The 19,213-nt window shown below is 61.2% G+C and carries 17 protein-coding genes; 15 read left to right on the top strand and 2 right to left on the bottom strand.

Annotated elements, in window-relative coordinates; genetic code table 11:
* Positions 1 to 2: 2 nt before the first annotated feature.
* From tssC to NKI29_RS24715, 15 genes are read left to right on the top strand one after another with little or no spacing between them, the layout of a single operon-like run.
* Positions 3 to 1,505 carry a type VI secretion system contractile sheath large subunit gene (gene tssC, locus NKI29_RS24785; protein WP_023720342.1) on the top strand — a complete coding sequence of 501 codons (1,503 nt, stop codon included), beginning with the start codon at positions 3 to 5 and terminating at the stop codon, positions 1,503 to 1,505.
* A 46-nt stretch (positions 1,506 to 1,551) separates the two neighbouring features.
* Positions 1,552 to 2,013, top strand: a complete 462-nt coding sequence (locus NKI29_RS24780) for an Hcp family type VI secretion system effector (protein WP_023678576.1) — start codon at positions 1,552 to 1,554, stop codon at positions 2,011 to 2,013.
* A complete protein-coding gene (gene tssE, locus NKI29_RS24775) occupies positions 2,000 to 2,755 on the top strand; it encodes a type VI secretion system baseplate subunit TssE (protein WP_352692808.1) in 756 nt (251 codons plus the stop codon). Before NKI29_RS24780 ends, tssE begins: the two co-directional genes overlap by 14 nt.
* A 1-nt stretch (position 2,756) precedes the next feature.
* Positions 2,757 to 4,631: a type VI secretion system baseplate subunit TssF gene (gene tssF, locus NKI29_RS24770; RefSeq protein ID WP_352692810.1), complete on the top strand. Its 1,875-nt coding sequence runs from the start codon at positions 2,757 to 2,759 to the stop codon at positions 4,629 to 4,631.
* Positions 4,595 to 5,656, top strand: coding sequence for a type VI secretion system baseplate subunit TssG (gene tssG / locus NKI29_RS24765; RefSeq protein WP_352692812.1), 1,062 nt, complete (start codon positions 4,595 to 4,597; stop codon positions 5,654 to 5,656). Before tssF ends, tssG begins: the two co-directional genes overlap by 37 nt.
* Entirely contained in the window at positions 5,653 to 7,128 is a 1,476-nt protein-coding gene (tagH, locus tag NKI29_RS24760) for a type VI secretion system-associated FHA domain protein TagH (RefSeq protein WP_352797470.1), read from the top strand. The genes tssG and tagH overlap by 4 nt, the downstream gene beginning before the upstream one ends.
* Positions 7,129 to 7,131: 3 nt before the next feature.
* Positions 7,132 to 7,587: a type VI secretion system lipoprotein TssJ gene (tssJ, locus tag NKI29_RS24755; protein ID WP_352692816.1), complete on the top strand. Its 456-nt coding sequence runs from the start codon at positions 7,132 to 7,134 to the stop codon at positions 7,585 to 7,587.
* A gap of 39 nt (positions 7,588 to 7,626) precedes the next feature.
* Positions 7,627 to 8,961: a type VI secretion system baseplate subunit TssK gene (tssK, locus tag NKI29_RS24750; protein WP_352725099.1), complete on the top strand. Its 1,335-nt coding sequence runs from the start codon at positions 7,627 to 7,629 to the stop codon at positions 8,959 to 8,961.
* A gap of 4 nt (positions 8,962 to 8,965) precedes the next feature.
* A complete protein-coding gene (icmH, locus tag NKI29_RS24745; protein ID WP_352725101.1) occupies positions 8,966 to 10,288 on the top strand; it encodes a type IVB secretion system protein IcmH/DotU in 1,323 nt (440 codons plus the stop codon).
* A gap of 1 nt (position 10,289) precedes the next feature.
* Positions 10,290 to 13,826: a type VI secretion system membrane subunit TssM gene (gene tssM / locus NKI29_RS24740; protein ID WP_352725103.1), complete on the top strand. Its 3,537-nt coding sequence runs from the start codon at positions 10,290 to 10,292 to the stop codon at positions 13,824 to 13,826.
* Positions 13,823 to 14,350 carry a type VI secretion system-associated protein TagF gene (gene tagF / locus NKI29_RS24735; RefSeq protein ID WP_352725104.1) on the top strand — a complete coding sequence of 176 codons (528 nt, stop codon included), beginning with the start codon at positions 13,823 to 13,825 and terminating at the stop codon, positions 14,348 to 14,350. Before tssM ends, tagF begins: the two co-directional genes overlap by 4 nt.
* A complete protein-coding gene (locus NKI29_RS24730; RefSeq protein WP_352725106.1) occupies positions 14,350 to 15,453 on the top strand; it encodes a DUF2169 family type VI secretion system accessory protein in 1,104 nt (367 codons plus the stop codon). The genes tagF and NKI29_RS24730 overlap by 1 nt, the downstream gene beginning before the upstream one ends.
* The gene (locus NKI29_RS24725; protein ID WP_352725107.1) at positions 15,450 to 16,475 is read left to right on the top strand and encodes a beta-ketoacyl synthase N-terminal-like domain-containing protein; all 1,026 of its coding nucleotides are present in this window, start codon (positions 15,450 to 15,452) and stop codon (positions 16,473 to 16,475) included. The genes NKI29_RS24730 and NKI29_RS24725 overlap by 4 nt, the downstream gene beginning before the upstream one ends.
* Positions 16,472 to 17,590 (top strand): DUF4150 domain-containing protein, encoded by a 1,119-nt coding sequence (locus tag NKI29_RS24720; RefSeq protein ID WP_352692830.1) that lies wholly within the window; start codon positions 16,472 to 16,474, stop codon positions 17,588 to 17,590. Before NKI29_RS24725 ends, NKI29_RS24720 begins: the two co-directional genes overlap by 4 nt.
* Entirely contained in the window at positions 17,587 to 18,426 is an 840-nt protein-coding gene (locus NKI29_RS24715) for a hypothetical protein (protein WP_352692832.1), read from the top strand. The genes NKI29_RS24720 and NKI29_RS24715 overlap by 4 nt, the downstream gene beginning before the upstream one ends.
* Here the strand turns inward: NKI29_RS24715 and NKI29_RS24710 are convergent.
* Both NKI29_RS24710 and NKI29_RS24705 read right to left on the bottom strand, forming a co-directional pair.
* Positions 18,396 to 18,788 carry a hypothetical protein gene (locus NKI29_RS24710; protein WP_352692834.1) on the bottom strand — a complete coding sequence of 131 codons (393 nt, stop codon included), beginning with the start codon at positions 18,786 to 18,788 and terminating at the stop codon, positions 18,396 to 18,398. The genes NKI29_RS24715 and NKI29_RS24710 overlap by 31 nt on opposite strands.
* Positions 18,788 to 19,213, bottom strand: coding sequence for a DUF6484 domain-containing protein (locus NKI29_RS24705; protein ID WP_352692836.1), 426 nt, complete (start codon positions 19,211 to 19,213; stop codon positions 18,788 to 18,790). Before NKI29_RS24705 ends, NKI29_RS24710 begins: the two co-directional genes overlap by 1 nt.

Genomic DNA, 19,213 nt, shown 5'->3' with positions numbered 1-19,213 from the left:
CCATGGCCGAACAGCAAAAAACCGCCGCCGTCGCCGAGGCGGAAACCATTGATCTTGGAGAATTCAGCGGACTCCTCGAGAAGGATTTCAAGGTCAAGAAGGACGACAGCGAAAAGCTGCAGCAATTGGTGCGCAATCTCGCACTTGCAGCGCAGACACGTTCCGATACCACGACCATCTCGTCGAATGCGATCAAGTCGATCAAGTCGCTGATTGCCGGAATCGACAAGATGCTTTCCGAACAGGTCAACGAGATCCTGCACGCGCCGGAAGTGCGCGAAATGGAGGGCACATGGCGTGGCCTGTGGTATCTCGTAAACAATACCGAGACGGATCAGAAGCTGAAGATCCGGGTGATGAACATCTCCAAGGAGCAGCTGGCCGACACGCTTGAGGATTATGAGGGCCAGATGTGGGATCAGAGCCCGATCTTCAAGAAAGTCTACACGGACGAGTATTCGATGCTTGGCGGCGAGCCGATCGGCTGTGTGATCGGTGCGTACGAATTCTCCAACCACCCGCGCGACGTCGGTCTGCTGCGCAACATCTCCGGCATCTGCGCCTCAGCGCACACGCCTTTTATCGCAGCTGCCTCGCCTCGCCTGTTCCGCATGGATAGCTGGCAGGAATTGCCGAATCCGCAGGACCTGCAGCAGATCGTCTCCAACCCCGCCTATGCCTCCTGGCAGTCGCTGCGCGAGAGCGAGGATGCACGCTACATCGGCCTGACCATGCCTCGCGTTCTGGCGCGGCTGCCGTATGGCACCGATACCGTTCCGGTGAAGGGCTTCACCTTCGAGGAGGAGGTGCATGGCGACCACAATAAATATGTCTGGATGAACGCTGCCTTCCCGATGGGCGTGAACATAAACCGCAGCCACAAGCTCTATGGCTGGGGTACGCAGATCCGCGGCGTCGAAAATGGCGGCACGGTCCTCAACCTGCCAGTGCACAGCTTCCCGACCGATGATGGCTCGATAGCGATGAAATGTCCGACGGAGGTCGCCATCGACGACCGGCGCGAGGCGGAGCTGGCCAAGCTCGGCCTGATGCCCATCCTGCATCGAAAAAACACCGATCTCGCCGCCTTCATTGGCGCCCATTCGCTGCAGGACGACGAGACAAGGGCGGGACGGCTGGTCGACCCCGATGCGCAGGCCAACGAGCGGCTGAGCGCCAACCTGCCCTACCTTTTCCCGGTCTCGCGCTTTGCCCACTACCTCAAGGCGATCGCGCGCGACAAGGTCGGTTCGTTCAAGGAGCGCTCCGACATGCAGATCTGGCTGACCGAATGGATCAACCGGTATGTGCTGGCCAACCCGGCGTTTGCCGATGACAAGGCGCGCGCCAAGCGCCCGCTCGCCGCCGCCGAGGTTCAGGTGGACAGCGTGGAGGGACGCCCAGGCTACTACAATGCCCGCTTCTATCTGCGCCCGCATTATCAGCTGGAGGGTATCAATGCCTCGCTCCGGCTGGTTTCGGAACTTCCGTCCGTAAAGACTTGATTTGCAGCAACAACATCTTGGTTTTTGAAAGCGGTGGAGAAAGACAATGCCCACAAATACGAAGATTGATGGCTTTCTAAAGGTTCCGGATATCAAAGGTCCAAGCACTCGTGATGGCCATGAGGACGAAATCGAAATCCATGGCGTCGATTACAAGATGATCGCACCCTATGATCCAAACTCGCTCTCGCGCCGCGGTCGTGTATCCTTGGGTATGATCAAGTTCACCAAGCATTATGACAAGTCCTCGCCCTACCTGAAAAAGGCGCTGTTCGAAAACAAGGCCCTGGACGAAGTCGTGTTTTCGGCACGGCGGACCATTGATGGCGAGACCAAGGATTACCTGGTCGTCACACTCACCGACGCCTCGATCATGGAATACGACATGTCGCAGGCCGAGGATGAGGAGGACCTGATCGAGGAAGAGGTCAGCTTTGCCTACAAGAAAATAAAGTTCGTCTACGACGACAACGACGAAATCGAAATGGATGTCTATGTCGGCAAGTGAGGCCCGGCGGCCCGGCGCGGACAAGTCGCTGGGTAGCGGCAGCTCGCGAGCAAAGCGCGAAGCCGTCCAGCCCTCTCTATGGGACCGCCTCGTAAACGATCTGCCGGGTATGACCTCCGAGATAGACGGGCTGCGCCAGGCACTGCAGGACGAGCTTGGCGCGGAGCGGCTGGACAATCTTGTTGCGGCCAGCGCGCGGCTCATCGACGCCGACGCGGAGTTGGCGGCCGACCAGAAGCGGCGTCTGCATCGCCTGGCCTTTCAGAGCCAGCACCGCGCTGAAATCGAAAGCCGCGGCGTGGTGGTGTCGGCGCGTGTGCTCAAGGAAGCCGTGCGGCGCGATGTCGAGGCTTTGTTCAATACCGAGCGCTTCGAGGCCGTTCCGCTGCTTTCCGACCTTGAAAGCGAACAGGCCACGGACAACCCACCGTCGCTCGCCGATTTTCCGGAGGTGCGTCGCAGCGTCGTCAATTACGGAGTGCCTTCCTTCTCGGGCCGTTCTTCCCGCGACTTTGATCGCGAGGCCCTTGCGCGCGAGATCCGCTCGGTGCTTGCCACCTTCGAGCCGCGTCTCAAGGACAGTGCAACAAAGGTTGCCGTAACCCTTGGCGACAAAACCGTGGGCCTGAGGATCGAGATAGATGCGGTGTTGATCATGACGCCCACGCCCGAACGTATGCGCCTGCGCACCACGATCAATCTCGATAACGGCTTGGCTCGGACCGAATTTAGGGAAGCCTGAGATGGACCGGGTCTTCGTAGAATATTACGAGGAGGAACTGACCCATATCCGCGCGCTCGCGGCAGAATTTGCCGACATGCATCCCGCGGTGGCGCGCAACCTTTCACTCGATACGGTCCCCTGTCCGGACCCTTACGTCGAGCGGCTGCTTGACGGCGTTGCTTTTTTGGCCGCGCGGACCCGACTCAAGGTCGATGCGGAACGCTCGCGTTTCTCGCGCGCCGTCCTTGATGTTCTCTATCCCGATCTTGTCACGCCGGCGCCGGCAACGGCCGTGGTGGTGTTCAAACCCGGCCAGCAGGTCCAGACAATGATTGGGGGCCATGTCGTCAAACGCAATACGCGTCTGGTTTCCAGCCTCCAGCCAGGCCTGTCGACGCGTTGCACGTTCACCACCGCCCAGGACATCACGCTGTGGCCGATTGCCATCACCTCGGTCGGCTATTTTCAGGATCGCAGCGCCTTGGCTGCAGCCGGCATCGCGCGGATCGGCGGTGTGGATGGCGAGGCGGCGCTTCGCATCACGCTGGCTCGTACCGGAAAAGGCAAGCTCGACGAACTGTCGCTCGACCGGCTTGATCTCTACTTTTCCGCGCGCACCAAGGCACCACTGCTTTTCGACGCGATTTTCGGCGCCTGCGCGGCCGTTGGTGCACGGCCGGAAGGCAAGGCCAACCCGATATCGCCGTTGCCGGTACCTGAAATGGTCGGCATCAACGATGACGAGGCGCTGATGCCTCGTACACGTCCGACCTTCGAAGGGTACCGTCTTCTGCGCGAATATTTCATGATGCCGGAGCGCTTTCATTATGCTCGGGTTTCGGGATTGCAGCCCATCGTGCGCACATGCACAGCCGAACTCGAGATAATCTTCATCTTCAGGCGTCCGGTGCCTGAAGTTGCCGATGTGACGGCGGCCGATTTTGAACTTTTCGCAACGCCGATCATCAATCTGTTCGAACGTGAGTGCAACGTCGTCGAGCTCGATCCACGCAAGACGCGGCAGGTGCTGCATGCCGACCGCACGCGAGCGCGGGACTTCGAAATCTATCGGGTTATCCGCGTCGAGGACGCCGACAGCGAGGGGAGCGACGCCGCAATCCCGGAGCTCTTCAGCCTGGGACAGAACCGCGGCAGCGGTTGGGTTTATTCCACCGAACGGCGCCCACGCCGCCCGACGGAGGAGGAACGGCGCGACGGCCTCACCCGTACTTCATACACGGGCGACGACGTTTTCCTGGCGATTTCGCGTCCCGCGGAAAGTCCTCCGAACCGGCCGCTGAAGCGCGTCGACGTCGTGGCGCTCTGCACCAACCGCGATCTGCCGATTCTTGACGACAACCCTACCTTGACTCTGGAAGCCGGCGATCCGGTCGAGACGATCCGGCTTCTCGGCGCATTGCGCCCGCCTCGCCCAGCCATCCCCGCAGCGCTGCCGGCGGGCGCGGCGGGTGAATCGCGAGCCGACAATCTCGCCTGGCGGCTTGTAGCGCAGCTCGCGCTCAACTTTCTAAGCCTTGCAAAAGAAGGTCGCGGCGTCGATCCGCTGCATGCGCTGCTTGAGCTTTACGCCGACAGGGGAGACCCGAGCCTCGCCCGCAATGTGCACTCGATCGTGCGCATCGACTCCCGGTCGGTCATCGAACGGCTGCAGATCGATGGGCCGATGTGCTTCGGACGAGGCACGGAGGTGACATTGCATGTCGATCAATCGGTTCTGGCGGGGCAGAGCACCTTGCTGCTTTCGGCCTTGCTGGCACGGCTGTTTGCCCGTCATGCCGGAATAAACGGCTTTGTGCGAACCCGCACATGGCTGCTGCAGAAGCAGGAGGATGTGCCATGGCCCATGACGCCCGGCAATCGCTACCTGATCTAGACAAGCCTGGCCGGTCCGAAGAGCTGTCGGATGCATTCGACTTCTTCGAGTTGTTGCGGCGACTCGAACGAAGAGGCGGGCTGTTCGGCTATTCCGGCCCGCCGGAGCGCGAGCCGTCGCGGCTCGGGCAGCATGTCCGTCTCAGCTTTTTCGCCAAGGACTTGGCAGAATTCCGCGAAGCGACTGACAAAGCGCCCGCTCGGGTTACGGTCGCAAACATTGGTCTGATGGGGCCTGAAGGTCCGATGCCCCTGCATTTGACGCGCTGGGTACTCGATCGCCTGTCGCAACGCTGGTTCACCGGCGCCGATGCGCAGCAGACCAGCGACACGACGTTCATGGACTTCGTCAACATTCTTCAGAACCGCATGATTGCGCTGTATTACAGGGCGTGGGCGGATGCGCATCCGGCGGTTCAGGTCGAGCGCCCGGTAGGTGGGCGCGTTCGCGCCATGCTTGAAGCCATGGCGGGAATAGGGCTTCCCGGCACCTACAACCCCGAACTGGACGCAGTGAAGCTGCGCCAGGCCGCTTCGCTTGCCAATCAGGTCGACGGCCCCGAGCGGCTGACATTGTTCCTGGCTGAGGCGTTCAAGGTGCCGGTCCAGATCAGGGAGTTCATCGCTGCCTGGATGACCATACCAGCCGCGCTCCAGACCCGCGTTGGCAAAGCCTACGCAGGGCTCGGTCGGGAAGCGACGATCGGTCCGCGCGTCTTCAACCGTCAAAGCAGGATCGAGCTCCGCGTCGGCCCGCTGGGCTATGAGGAGTTCAAGGCGTTCCTGCCGGGCGGTCAACGCCTCAAATTGTTCAAGCAAGCCGTTAGGGACATGGTCGGCGCATCGCTCGACGTCGATCTGCGCATCGTGCTGGCGCGCGATGCCGTTCCGCCGCCGCGTATTGGAACCGTGCAACTCGCCCGGACCGCGTGGCTTGCGCGGCCCGCTGAAAGGGGCGATGCTGACGACATGCGGCTGCGGACACTAGTCGGCTGGCGGCAGGAAGGGGCGGAGGTCGCGGCATGAGTCTGCTGCTGACGCTGGAGCAAGGGCCACGCACCCAGGCGGTACGGGAGACCCGGCTTGACGAGGGGGAACTGGTGATCGGCCGCAGCGCGGACGCCGGCTGGCAGATCGACGATCCCGACATGTTCGTTTCGCGCGCCCATTGCAGGATCAGCGGTGGGCGCGACGGATATTTCGTCACCGATACGTCGAGCAGCGGATTGTTCATAGACGACTCCGACAGCCCGCTCGGCGCCGGCAAGTCGACGCGTCTTCGCAATGGCATGCGGCTGAGACTGGGCGATTACATCGTGCATGTCGATCTGCAGACGTCTAGTGCCCAAGCTACAGCAGCAGCCGCAGCGCCGGTTCCGGAGCGCTCACCGCTGGCGTCTCGGGCGCCGGTCAGCATCGGCCGTGACGATTTCTTTTCAGCCGCCGTGGAAGAGGAGCCGCAGCGGCCACGTCCAGCCGAGCTGCCGAACCCGTTCGAGCAGCCGATCCCGGGTGCGTTCGAACGCGCCAATTCCAGACAGCGCAGCTCGCCTGCTTTCGACGACCCGTTCAGCCTCGATCCGATCGCAACACCAGTATCCAAAGGCACCGCAAACTATCCAGAACCAGCCAGCGCACCCAAGCAGACAGACCCATTTGGCCTCGAGTCGGTGTCGTTCCCCAACGGCGCTACGGAGCCTGCGACGGCAAAGCTGCCGGAATTCAGCGACGACTTCGGTTTTGGTCCAGCCACAGCGCCCAACCCGGGAAGCGGCGCCAGCTCAACCGGGCAGCGCGAGGGCGACGCCCAGCCACAGCAAGCGGCCAATCCCTGGGACGTGCCCGTGCGAGGGGCAGATGCCCCTCCCCCAATACGGGCAGGCGCAGCCGCCAGCCCAGCCCGCCAGCCGCCTGCGAGGCAGCACGCCGACATGGCGCTTCGCACCGCATTCCTGCGCGGTATGGGTGTCGCGGAAGCCGATTTTCCCGGGCGCGACGCCGTCGCCGAGATGGAAAAGTTCGGCCGCGAATACCGGCTTATGATGGAAGGATTGATGCAGCTGCTGCGCAAGCGTGCCGAAGAAAAGGGAAATGCCCGCGTTGCCCAGACAATGGTCGGAGCCTCCGAGGTCAATCCACTCAAGTTTCTGCCCACGGTCGACGACTCAATCGTGATGCTTATCGCCGAACGCAGCCCCGGATTTCTCGCCGGCGAAGCGGCTATCGCGGATGCGGTTCGCGATCTGGCACAGCATCACGTGCGCGCCTGGCGCGGCGTGCAGGCTGCCTTGCGGCGGATGGTCGACCGTTTTGAGCCGGCAGCCATCGAAGAAGAGCTGAAATCGAGTTCCGCGATCGGCACGCTGTTGTCGGGCGGGCGCGGCGCCAGGCTGTGGGAGCTCTACCAGAAACGCCATCGTGAAATCGCCGAGAGCGCGGAAAAGAGCTTTCTCGGCGAAATCGGCGCCGATTTTCGGGATGCATATGAGGAGGAGTAAGACATGATCGATCGACGAGAATTTATCGTTGCCTTGGGTGCGACCGGGCTGCTTACGGCCTGTCAAAGCGCCGGGCCGCCAAAACCGTCGGTCATCACGGTCAAGCTGACAGGAGCGGCCGGCATGAACCCTGGACCAGGCGGCGGCGACCGGCCTGTGACGATGCTGGTCATGCGGCTGCGCAGCACCGGTAAGTTCAACTCTGCCGACTACTTTGCCTTGCAGGGGGATGCCGGCTCGGCACTGGCAGGTGATCTCATCGGATCCGACCAGATTGCCGTCGCGCCTGGAAAAACTGCGACCAAGACCATTACGGTCGAACCGGATGCGACGGCCCTGGGCTTCGTTGCACTTATCCGTGAGCCTGGCGGGCGAAACTGGCGGACGACCAAATCGGTTTCGTCCGGATCAAACTTTACGATCAATGTCACACTCGGCAGCGGCGGCATTTCCGCCTGACGGCCAAGGCAAGGGGAGCTCGATGCAGAGAGTAGCCGGATGAGCGATGCAAACAGGGTGCTGTGGTCCGAGGGCCTTTTTCTGCGGACCCAGCATTTCCAGCAGCAGGATCGTTTCTTCGAGGCGACTGTGCGCGGCGCGTTGCAGGCCGGCCAGTTGCATACGTTCGGCTTTCAGCAATTGACCCTGGATAAGGCATTGCTCGATGCCGGCCAGATCTCGATCCTGTCTGCACGAGGCATTTTCCCGGACGGAACCCCCTTCTCCATTCCGGATCTGATGGACGCGCCGCGTCCGCTGCCGGTCACCCCGGATACAGGCGCCGGCCCAGTGCTGGTCGCCCTGCCCCTCGAGCCGGCCGGCGGCGTTGGCTTCGATCCGGCGCATGCGTCACCCAGCGGTGCGCGCTATCATGGACGGATCGTTTCGGTGCGCGATGCCGTCCAGGGCGGTTCAGATCCCGAAGAAATCGAAATCGCCCGACCGCAATCGCTGTTGCTTGCACCCGGCAAATCGGTCGGCGGCTATACCGCCCTGCCGATAGCCGGCATCAAGGGGGTTCGTGCCGATGGCGGCGTTTCGCTAGACGAGACGTTCCTGCCACCGGCCCTGGTTACTGGTGCAGTGGCCTGGTACCGGCAATTGCTTCTGGAAGTCGTCACAGGCCTTGACCAGATCGCCGAGGCGCATGGCAAGATGGTCATGGGCGGGCCAGGGCGCAGCGTCGAAGACCTGTTGATGCTCAACCTCGCCAACGCGGCGCGTCCGCGACTGGCCCATATGCTGGCGCAGGATGTCTTCCATCCGGCCGAACTTTACTTGGAACTGGCCGGGCTTGCCGGCTCGATGGCGACCTACGGCTCGAGCGCGCGGCGACTGGGCGAGCTGCCGGCTTACGATCACATGGCGCCCGGCCCACCGTTTTCGGCGCTGGCGGATGCATTGCGCTCACTGATCCTGAGCCTGCGCTACATCGAGCCGAAATCGCGCGCGCTGCCCGTCATGCGCCATTCGACCAATGTTTGGAAAATCCGCATCGACAATCCGAAGCTGCTGGTGGCCAGCCGGATCGTCATCCGGGTCGGTTCGGAACTGTCGGAGGACGCGCTACGCAAGATATTCGTCAACCAGGCGACCGTGGGCTCGGCGGATGAGTTCGAGGGCCTGTGGAAGTCCCGCCTGCCCGGCATCCCGCTGAAACCGCTTCATTCGCAACCGCGCGAGATTCCTTACGACGGCGATCGGCTGTGCCTTGAGCTCGACCAGAAAAGCGAGCACTGGGCATCGCTGCTCGGTGCCCCAGGCTTCGTCATTGGCGTTTCGGGTGTACTGCCGAGCGAACCGCAGGTGGACTGCTATTCGGTGAACAGGTGAAACCATGAGCCGGGATGATCCTTTCGGACTGTCGGAGGATCGCGAACGCACTCGCATCAGGCTGACCGGCACGCCGATGCCGCGACCGATGGCGGCATCCTTGCCGGGCGGGCCGGTAAAACGCTCGCGCACCCACCCGAACGGCCTTGTCAACGCCTTCGCGCCCCTGCTCGAGTTTGCGCCGGAGCTTGAGAGCGCGCTGCCACCGGAGAATCCGGAAGTGTTACGCACTCGGCTGCTCGAAGAACTGGTTCGGGCACGCGACACGGCAATGGCGGCGGGGTCGTCGATGGAACGGGCCGATCAGGCAGCATGGGTAGTGGCTGCCTTGCTCGACGATCTGGCCCTGAACACGCCCTGGGGCGGGGCCAGCGTATGGCCGCGTCAGCCGCTTGTGGTCATGTTGCGCGGCGACGTCGACGCCGGCACGCAGTTCTTCACACGGCTCGACGAACTGGAACGCCATCCGAACCGCGATCGCGAATTGCTGGAACTTCAATATGACTGCCTGGCACTCGGTTTTCGCGGCAAGTATCGCGTGCCCGGCCGGTCGGGCGATCGCTCGCTCAATGCCGTTCGTGTGGCGGCGGCACGTTTCCTGCGCGATGCCGACGCCGAGAATGCCCCGCTGTCGCCAAACTGGAAAGGCGTCATCACATCCGATGAGCCGCAGCGCTTCATCGTTCCGATCTGGGTGATGGCCCTGGCCGCAGCGGTTATCGCCACCGCGACTTATGTCGGGCTCTCGGTGGGACTAAGCAGCCAGGCGGTTGAGCTTTCAGCGCTGGTCCGCGCCTTGCCGCCGCCGACACGGGGCGACATCAGGCGCGTGTCGCCAACGGTCGATGTCCCGCCGCCGGAGACCGTGGATTTCGCACTGCTGCCCGAATTTGAGGCCGGCGCGCCGGGCAATCTCAGATCGGCTCTGAGCGGCACGGAGAGCGTTTCGCTGGCCAAGCTGGTCATCCAGGCCTCCAATCCCGAACTGTTCCAGTCGTCGCGGCCAACGCTGACGGAAGGATTCGAGCCGCTGATCGGCTCGATCGCCAAGGTGATCCTGGCCAATCAGGACCTGATCGGCAACATCACTGTGCTCGGACATACGGACGGCGTCCCTCTGCAAAGAACCAATCCGCTGTCGACCAACCAGCGACTGTCAGAGGCTCGCGCCCAGACCATTGCCGACATGCTGGTACAAAACGGAGTGCCGCAGGAACGCGTCCATTCCGAGGGCCGGGCAGCCACGGATCCAGTGGCCGACGACGGCACGCGCGACGGCCGGGCCCTGAACCGGCGCGTTGAGGTGCTGGTCGAAAAGAGGCTGTGAGATGTTCATCCTGCGCTTCCTCTGGGCGGTCCTGACATCGCGCTGGCTGTGGACACTGATTGGGATCACGCTGCTTTCGTTGGTGATCTGGGTATTCGGGCCGATCGTCAGGGTCGGGCCCTACGACCCTTTCGCCTCGGACAATGTGCGCATCGTCATCATCGCGCTGCTGGTCATCTTCTGGCTGATCTGGCTGATCGTTGCCCAGCGTCGGGCGATCCGTGCCAACCGGATGTTCGTCGCCGAAATCGCCGCGCCGGCGGTAGAGAAGCCACTCAGTCCCGGCGAAGAGAATGTCGCTGCCGTCGGTGCCAAGTTCGCCGAGGTCATGGCCGAGTTGAAGCGCCGCAAACTGGGCGGTCGCAAGTTCCTGCGCGAGATGCCTTGGTACGTTATCGTCGGGCCGCCGGCCACCGGCAAGACCACGGCCTTGCGCCAGTCGGGGTTGAATTTTCCGATCGACCTGACCGACGACCTGCAAGGGGTCGGCGGCACGCGCAATTGCGACTGGTTCTTTTCGGAGAGTGCGGTTCTGATCGACACTGCAGGCCGCTATGTCCAACAGGAGAGCCAACCCGACGTCGACGCAGTGGAGTGGCTGGGCTTTCTCGACCTTTTGAAGAAGCACCGGGGCCGTCGCGCGCTCAACGGTGTGATCGTCGCGCTTTCGATCGATGTGCTTTCGGAGGGCGACGACACCATCAAGGCGCATGGCCGCAAGATCCGCCGTCGGCTGGCCGAGCTCAACGATCGCCTCGAAATCCGCCTTCCGGTCTATCTGATGCTGACCAAAGCCGACCTGATCAAGGGGTTCGAGGCTTTCTTCGGCGGTTTGTCGACGGCTGCGCGCGAGCAGGTCTGGGGGACTACGTTCGCACTCGACGCGCATGTCGATGCAAGGACCATCGAGCGGGAAATCGCGACGTTAGCAACCGAGCTCGAGCGGCGGCTGGTGCCCCGGCTGGAGGACGAAGACAAGCTTGCTGCCCGCGCCGAAATCTTCAGGTTTCCCGCCCAACTCGCCAGCCTGTCCGAGCCGATCCAGGTACTGATCGAGGCGATGTTCGGCGAAAGCCGGTATGAGGAGGCCGCTTGGCTGCGTGGCCTTTATCTGACGTCGGCGACCCAGGAAGGGGCGCCCATCGATCGGCTGACCGCAGCGCTGTCTGCCTCCTTCGGCCTTCCGCCGCGCCGGGCGTTGGCCGCGCCGCGTGTCGAAAAACGCAGCTTCTTCCTAAAGAACCTGCTCACAGAAGTCATCTTCAAGGAAGCCGGCCTCGGCACCTTCGATCCGCTGGCGCAACGCCGCCGCGCCTGGATCTGGCGTGGCGCGGCCGCCGCATGTGCCGCAGCCGCCCTGCTGGTCAGCGGCCTATTCACCTGGTCCTACTACGACAACCGCAACGCGATCACGGCCCAGGCAAGCCAGTTCGAGGCGCTGCAAACGCCACTGACCTCGGCCGCGGCAAACCCGGCATCCGTAGAACAGCCTGCCATCGATGTCGCCCTCAGTGCCCTGGATGAGGTCGCAAATGCCCGCACCCCGCCGCCTGGCGCAGCACAGGATTTGCTGGGGCCATCATCCTCGGCGGAACTGGTGCGGGCACAGACCGACACTTACGACCATGCTTTGCGTAACGTTCTCGAGCCGCACATGGTGGCGCTGCTCGAAGCGACGATGTGGCGGCAGATCCGCGATCCGGATTTCATGCTTGGCGCGCTGAAGACCTATCGCATGATGACCGGCCTTTCTCAGATGGATCCAGACTTCGCCCAGAGCTGGTGGGTCAACAGTCTGCCTGAATTCGCCGCGGCTGCCCCCTTTCCGACAGCTGACGCCGAAGAGCACCAGCTTGCCGCGATCCGTCGCATGGCGGTTGACGCCAGTTATATCGCCCCGGACCAGGCACTGGTTGCAGAGGCACTGAAAACCGTCTGCACGATTTCCTTGCCGGCGCGTGCCTACAAGCAGCTGCTGGCCGACCCGGCGGTGGCTGCGCTCAAGGAATGGATTCCTGCCAACTTCGCCGGCCCCAACGGCGCCAAGGTCTTTGCGCGGCGTTCCGACAAGACGCTTCGGGTCGGCATTTCGGGAGCATTCACCTATGCCGGCTTCCATGACGCCATTCTCGACCGGGTCGAGGATGTCGCCGCCCAGGCAGCACTCGACCGGGCGGTGTTCGCCGGCGGTTGCTCGGAAAATTCCGAAACCTCGGTGTCGGCGCTGTCAGAGGATATTCTGAAGCTTTATTACGACGACTATATCGCGCAATGGGACAGCTTCCTGCGCGACATGAGGCTCGCGCCATTGACCGACCTCAATGTCGCCAGTGAGAACCTCAAGGATCTTTCAAGCGCCGACTCCGCGCTGAAGCGCCTGGTTACCGCGGTGGTCCAGGAGACCGAGCTTACGCGATCCGATGAAGCGCCGACAAACGACAAGGCCGCGGCGGCAGGTGGCTCGAAACTGCTCGGCAAGCTGGGCAAGCTTGGCAAGATCGTAAAAACCGGAGCAAAGCTTTTGCCGCGTGCGGGCTCCGCCGACGAAGTGGATCTTACCGGCAGTCTGGTAGCCGAGCATTTCAAGCCGCTCAAGGGTGCCATCGCCGAGGTCGACGGCCAGCCGCCGGCGCTCGACGCCGCCATTGTCGCGCTCACCGCACTGTCCAACGTGCTGCAGACGGTGACGGCCAATCCCGATCCCCAGGACGCCATCAAGAAACAGGGCGGCCTCGCCGAACTGACTGGAGCGGTTGCCAGGCAGGCGCAGATCCTGCCCGACCCGGTCGACGACTGGTTGGGCGGCATTGCTGGCGATACCAGCGGGCTGACGCAGAAGGCGGTCACCTCGGAGCTCAACGCCATCTGGCGCGCCGACATCCTGCCGTTCTGCCAGGCAGCACTCAACAACCGCTATCCTTTCAGCCCGGACAGCGCCGTCGACGTCAATGTCCGCGACTTCGCCCGCCTGTTCGGACCAGCAGGACTGATCGACACCTTCATCAACGACCACCTGATCAGCTATGTCGACACGTCGGCGCAGCCATGGAAATGGCGCGCTGATTTCGGCCTCGACCCCTCGGCACTGGCCGCGTTTGAACAGGCAAGGCGGATCCGCGATGATCTCTTTCCCGGCGGTACTGGCCCGCTTATGAGCTTCACGCTCGAACCGAAGGATCTGTCGCCCAATGTCGCGCGCGTGACGCTCAATCTCGATGGCCAGAACCTCGTCTATTATAACAACGCAACGAGGCCGCAGCCGATGACGTGGCCTGGCAAGGACGGCACGGGCGTCATCTCGCTTGCCTTCCAGCCGATCGATGGCTCGCCCGAAATCTTGCTCAACGAGACCGGCAGCTGGGCGTGGCTGAGAATGTTGCGCAGCGGTCGCTTCACAGGCACCTCGCTGTCGGACGTCTACAGCCTGCGCCTTGGCACAAAAGGCATGTACGCCGATTTCCAACTCAAGGCCGCCAGCGTCGAAAACCCGTACAACCTGCAAATGTTCAAGAAATTTTCATGTCCGCCGCAGATATGATCCTGCCCGGCTTTTACGGCAAGATGCCTGCCACCGGCGATTTCGTCACGCGGCGGCTGCCGGGGGATTTTGTGCGCGTCTGGGACCGCTGGCTGGCGCAGCACATTGTGCCGCTGATGGGCTCGGAAACCTGGCCGCGCGGCACGGCGCTACGGTTCCTAACGGGTCCGGGCTTTGTCGACGCGTCGGCGGGCATTATCTTGCAGAGCGTCGATAGGGTTGGCAGGCAGTTTCCGTTGAGCGTCGTCGCGCAGCTTTCTGAGGCTTCCGTTCAGCTGGCTCGCGCCGATGCGTGGTTTTCCGGGATCGAAGAAGCGGCCGTCGCCGCCCAGCAGGGCGAGCTGACGCCTGGCGAATTGGATACCGCTTTAAGCGCGCTGCCAGTACCGCCTGTCGAGCCGGGCGAAGAGGTCATCAGCGATATGGTGATGTGGACAGCGCGTTCGGACATTTTCGACGTCGATCCGCTGTCGCCGCAAGCTACGCTGGAGCAGATCTTTGCCGCCAACTGGGAGACCAGTTGATGCAGATCTGGAACCAGATGGGGTATCCGCACGAATTCACCATGGGCATGGACAAGGCCGGCCATGAGTGGATCGTCGTGGTGGTCAAAGGCACGTTCGACTTTCCCGCCACGCCCGGCGGACCGGTACAAAAATCGGTGGAACAGATTCCGCTGGTCATGGCCGACACGCACACCGGCGTGCCTGGTTATTCGGCCACGTTATGGGAAACCGATTTCGCCTTCCGCAAGCCGCGTTGTGACGTGATTGCCAATGCCTTTGCCTATGCGCCGGGAGGACGTCCGGCCGAACGCGTGCCGGTCGGCATCAAGGTGGGCAATTGGTCGAAGCTCTTCGAGGTCGTGGGCCACCGCGAGTGGCGCTCCGTCGGGCCAGTGTTTACTGCCACGTCGCCACAGCCCTTCTTGCGCATGGCAATTTCCTACGATGTCGCCTGGGGTGGCACCGACCGGCTCGATCCAGAGGACAAACTGCCAGCGAGTCACAAATACAACCCGGTCGGCACCGGCTGGTCGCGAACCAAGAACCAGCGCCTCATTCCCGGCCTGCGGCTACCGAATACGCAAGCTGTCGGTGAAGAAATCCGCTCGCCATTCGGCGACTATAAGCCGATGAGTTTCGGTCCGATGGGCCGCGGCTGGCCGGGACGCATCGAATTTGGCGGCACCTATGACCAGAACTGGATCGACAATGTCTTCCCCTTCCTGCCCCAGGATTTCGACGAGCGCTACTTCCAGATGGCACCGCCGGACCAGCAGATCGACCTGCCAAGAGGTGGCGAAGAAGTGCAACTGGTGAATCTGACACCTGACGGGCGGGTGAGTTTTCGGCTGCCATCGACAGCATTGCCGTTGACGCTGTTCGAGGGTAGGCAGAAGGCCCCCGAGCGCGTCACCTTTCCAGACACTGTCCTCTTCGACCCGGAGAACAGACGCTTCTCGTTGGTCTGGCGCGTATCGCAGCGCATTCACCGTACTATTCTCGATTTCAGCGAATGCTGGATCGGCCCGCCGACCGAGGCAATGGTGCGGATACGAGCTGCGGCTCGTGCTTATTCTCTCTTCGATGAAACGACTGCGGCGCAGAAGGCGGAGAACACGTGAGGCCGGCACTCGACATTCTTTCGGTCGGCATGGTTACGGCGGTTGGCCTTGACGCACCATCGGCTTGCGCAGCGATCCGGGCTGGGATTGATGGCTTTCAGGAAACGCGTTTCAAGGATGAAAATGACGAGTGGCTGATCGGCGCGCCGGTACCTCTGCCACGCAATTGGATCGGCGAGAAACGAATGGCGCATCTCGCCGCAGGCGCAATTGTCGAGGCATTCGAAGAAGTTCCGGAAGCGCGTGGGCAAGCCGCGCTGATCCTTTGCTTGGCAGAGGAAGACCGCCCAGGGCGGCCGGTAAGAAGCACGCTGCGTCTGCTCGACCGTATCGCCGAGATCACCGAAGTCGAAAAGCATTCGCGGTCACGGGTGGTTGCCCATGGGCGACCGTCCGGACACGTGGCGCTTGATCATGCGCGTCGGATGATTGTATCGGGCGAAATACCATACGTGATGGTTGCCGGCGTTGATAGCTATTTGACGACCTTGGCCACGACGTATTACCTTAAGGAGCGTCGACTCCTAACGTCCGACAATCCAAACGGGTTTATTCCTGGGGAAGCGGCGGCGGCAGTTTTGTGCGGGCCACCGAGGCGGGGGGGATTTCGGCTAGCGGGACTAGGCCTTTCGCGCGAGGCGGCCTCTATTTACAACAAGCAAGACTTGCCGCTCAGGGCGGACGGTATGACGTCCGCTTATCGCCATGCGTTGGGTGAGACTGGAATAGAGATGAACCGCCTCGGCTATCGAATTTCAGATCTCATCGGCGAACAGTATTGGTTTAAGCAGACGGCGCTGGCATCGATACGGCTGGTGCGCAATCCGTGTCCGTCCCAGGATCTGTGGTCGCCTGCGGAAACCCTTGGCAATGTTGGTGCGGCGGTCACGCCTCTGATGCTCGGAATGGCACTAATGGCGGCAAGAAAGAACTACGCGACGGGGAACCCGGTGCTTGTCGAGGCTTCCAACGATGCAGGCGCTTGTGGAGCTGCCGTGCTGGCTGCGAGGGCCGCCTGGTGACTGTCTTCGCCAACGGACTGGAGGTGGCCGCAAAGGCCCAGGGCAACAAGGTCATCGCGGCCTTTCCAGATGTCTGTTTCACTCCGCCCGAAAATCCAGCGACACCGCCAGGGGTACCGATCCCGTATCCGTCATTTGGAATGGACTCGGATACTGAGAAGGGCACCGGTACCGTCAAAATCGGCGGAGAGAACATCACCCAAAAGGACAAATCGGACTACAGCAAGACCACTGGCACGGAAGCCGGCAGCGCAGCCAAGAAAGGAGTCATCTCGTCCACTAACACCAGTAAGGAATACGCGCGAGCGTGGTCAAGCAATGTAAAGGCGGACAGCCTCCCTGTCAGCCGGTTCTCAGATATCTCGACAAACAATCATACAAGCGATCAGGTTGGAAACACACCTCCGCAGGCTAAGGTGGGGAGACCGGGACCTGGTGGCGGGTCGGCGCCAAAGACCAAGTGCCCGTGCTGCGGGACAGAACCCGCCCACGCCAATCAGGTGAAAGCCAACGGCGAGATGTGTGATACTGTCCCCGAGGCCGAATACTACAAGGAGCGCATGCAGCGGGCGAACGCTAAGATCGTCAATATTGAGGAAACAGCCAAAGCCGGTACGTTAGGCTTGGTGCCTCGCATGAAAGCGTGGGATCAGTACGAAAAACGCAAGGAGGCGTCTAAGACCGTAGCAAATGCACGAGCAACGGGAGAAAAATGCCCAAACCTGCATGAGGAGGATAAAGATTGCGGTGTCCACTTCAAGGGAACGCGTAGCTATTCCGAAATTCTTGAGCAAGCAGACCCGGAAAAGAAGAGAGAATTAGAAACCAAGCACGCTGGAAGAAAGAACGAAAAAGACCTTATTCACGTCGACATACTGCATCATGTCCGTACAAAAATACTTGGAATTACCGATTCTGTGAAAAAAGCGATAATAAAACGGGACGGCAAAGGCACCGGAACAAACACGGGCAAAGTGCACCACATGACCCCCATAGATGCCGGTGGATGTCCCGATTCCCCCAAGAACTTGATAGGCCAAGGCGCCCTTTCCGGCGAATGCGACAAAATCAATGAGGCGCAAGGCACGCTTCAAGGAATAAACCCTTATCCATGACATTCTCGGCGCGCGGCAAACTTTTCCACTTCGGGACGAACGAGTTTCGCAGCCGTTCGACGCCAGCCGGAGCGCGGCTGCTGCAGATATTTGAAGAGTGCAAGAAGGGAAACTTCGCATCATCTGCAATGTTTCCAACAGTCTTCGAAGCCTCCCCCTCGGTGGAAGTAGTTATCGACGCGTTTGCGCTGTTGCCGTACGTCACACCAAGGACCTTGCTCCTGGATGTGGCGGACCCAATTCGCCAATCGCTGCAGCAAGATAGCCAATCCATTGAATGGCTCTGCATCGCTCTCTCAAGGAGCGGCATTTTGGATGCGACGCAGAAGGCGGTCTGGTTCTACAGAGATGAAGTCACCGTCGACAGCGATACCGACCTTCCATACCATTTGTCGATCACCTTGGAGGCTTCGGTCGGAGATATCTTCGATGGACCGCAAGTTGTGCCGGATTCGATCGATGAGTATGAACCTGGGCGTCGCCAATATGACGTAGTTGAATACGCGAAAGCCGTTGAGCTAAAAATCAATGAGATCCGTGCAAATTTTCCTAATTCTTCGCGCCAGTCCTTTCTCTACGGCAAGCCCGTAAACATTGAGGATCTGGCGCTCAATTTGTTGAATACCCTTGGGGAGACCTATGACAACGAAGACGTCGTTACCGCCAGAAACCTAATAGAGGCATTCACCGGATTCGACCTTTCGCAATTTTACAAGAATATTCAGCTGAACCGAAAACCTGCGGCCGCTGCCCTTGAGCAACTCTTCGACGAAGTCGACCTGTTCGAATTCAGACCGGGAGTTCGCTATTTCTTTGGGAGGGAAATACCAGACTGACCAGGAGCACGTACGCTAGCCGCAACCGATGTGCCCGCATTGGTGAGATATTTTCGAACCTTCTCAAGATTGAGATCGACGATGCGAACAGTCGATCTGGTCGTCAGCATTCGAAGGACGAAAAGCTCTCCAGCCTCAGGAAACTCGTCGTAGCGCTCCTTGACGATTTCCTTTCCCGCATCTCCGGCCAACCGCAGCCCATCCAGATGTGCTTCTAGTCTCTCGACCAATCTAGCCATCCGCTCATCGTCCATCTCGGGATTTTCGCCGGGATGCAGCAGATTGTAGTCGTAGACAGTCCATAGAAACGCCGCCATTTCGGCGTGCTGGCGGACGATTTCGCGTAGGATGGGCGCCGGCATCAGTTCAGATTCACGGAACCGCCCCGGATACGATTCGCGGCACTGGCATGACTCGTCACATAGGTGCCGCGAATGGTGATGCGGCCATCCTTTTCCATGATGATCACGGCCTTGCCACAGCGCAGTTCGATGCGTTCCTCGCCTGTGATTCTCACCCGTTCGCCGTCGCGGACGACATGAGGAGCTACCGATTTTCCCTTTGGTTCAACGATACGCCCGACAATTAGTGGCCGGCCTAGGTCGCCGTCCTCAAACAACAATGCGACCTCGGAGCCAATCATATCGGAATTCAGCTCAGCGAGACTACGAGCCGGAAGGGCCGTATCCTTCGGATTGCCCGGAAACACAACGAGCGGGCCACCTTCGCCGAAACCGAGAAAAATCCCGATTACGACGCCTTCGATTCGTTCGATGATCTTTGCCAC

The sequence above is a fragment of the Mesorhizobium sp. M0678 genome (assembly GCF_040320505.1).
Taxonomy (GTDB): domain Bacteria; phylum Pseudomonadota; class Alphaproteobacteria; order Rhizobiales; family Rhizobiaceae; genus Mesorhizobium.
The sequence above is the reverse complement of the archived record's forward strand: the minus strand, read 5'-3'. Positions and strand labels throughout refer to the sequence as shown.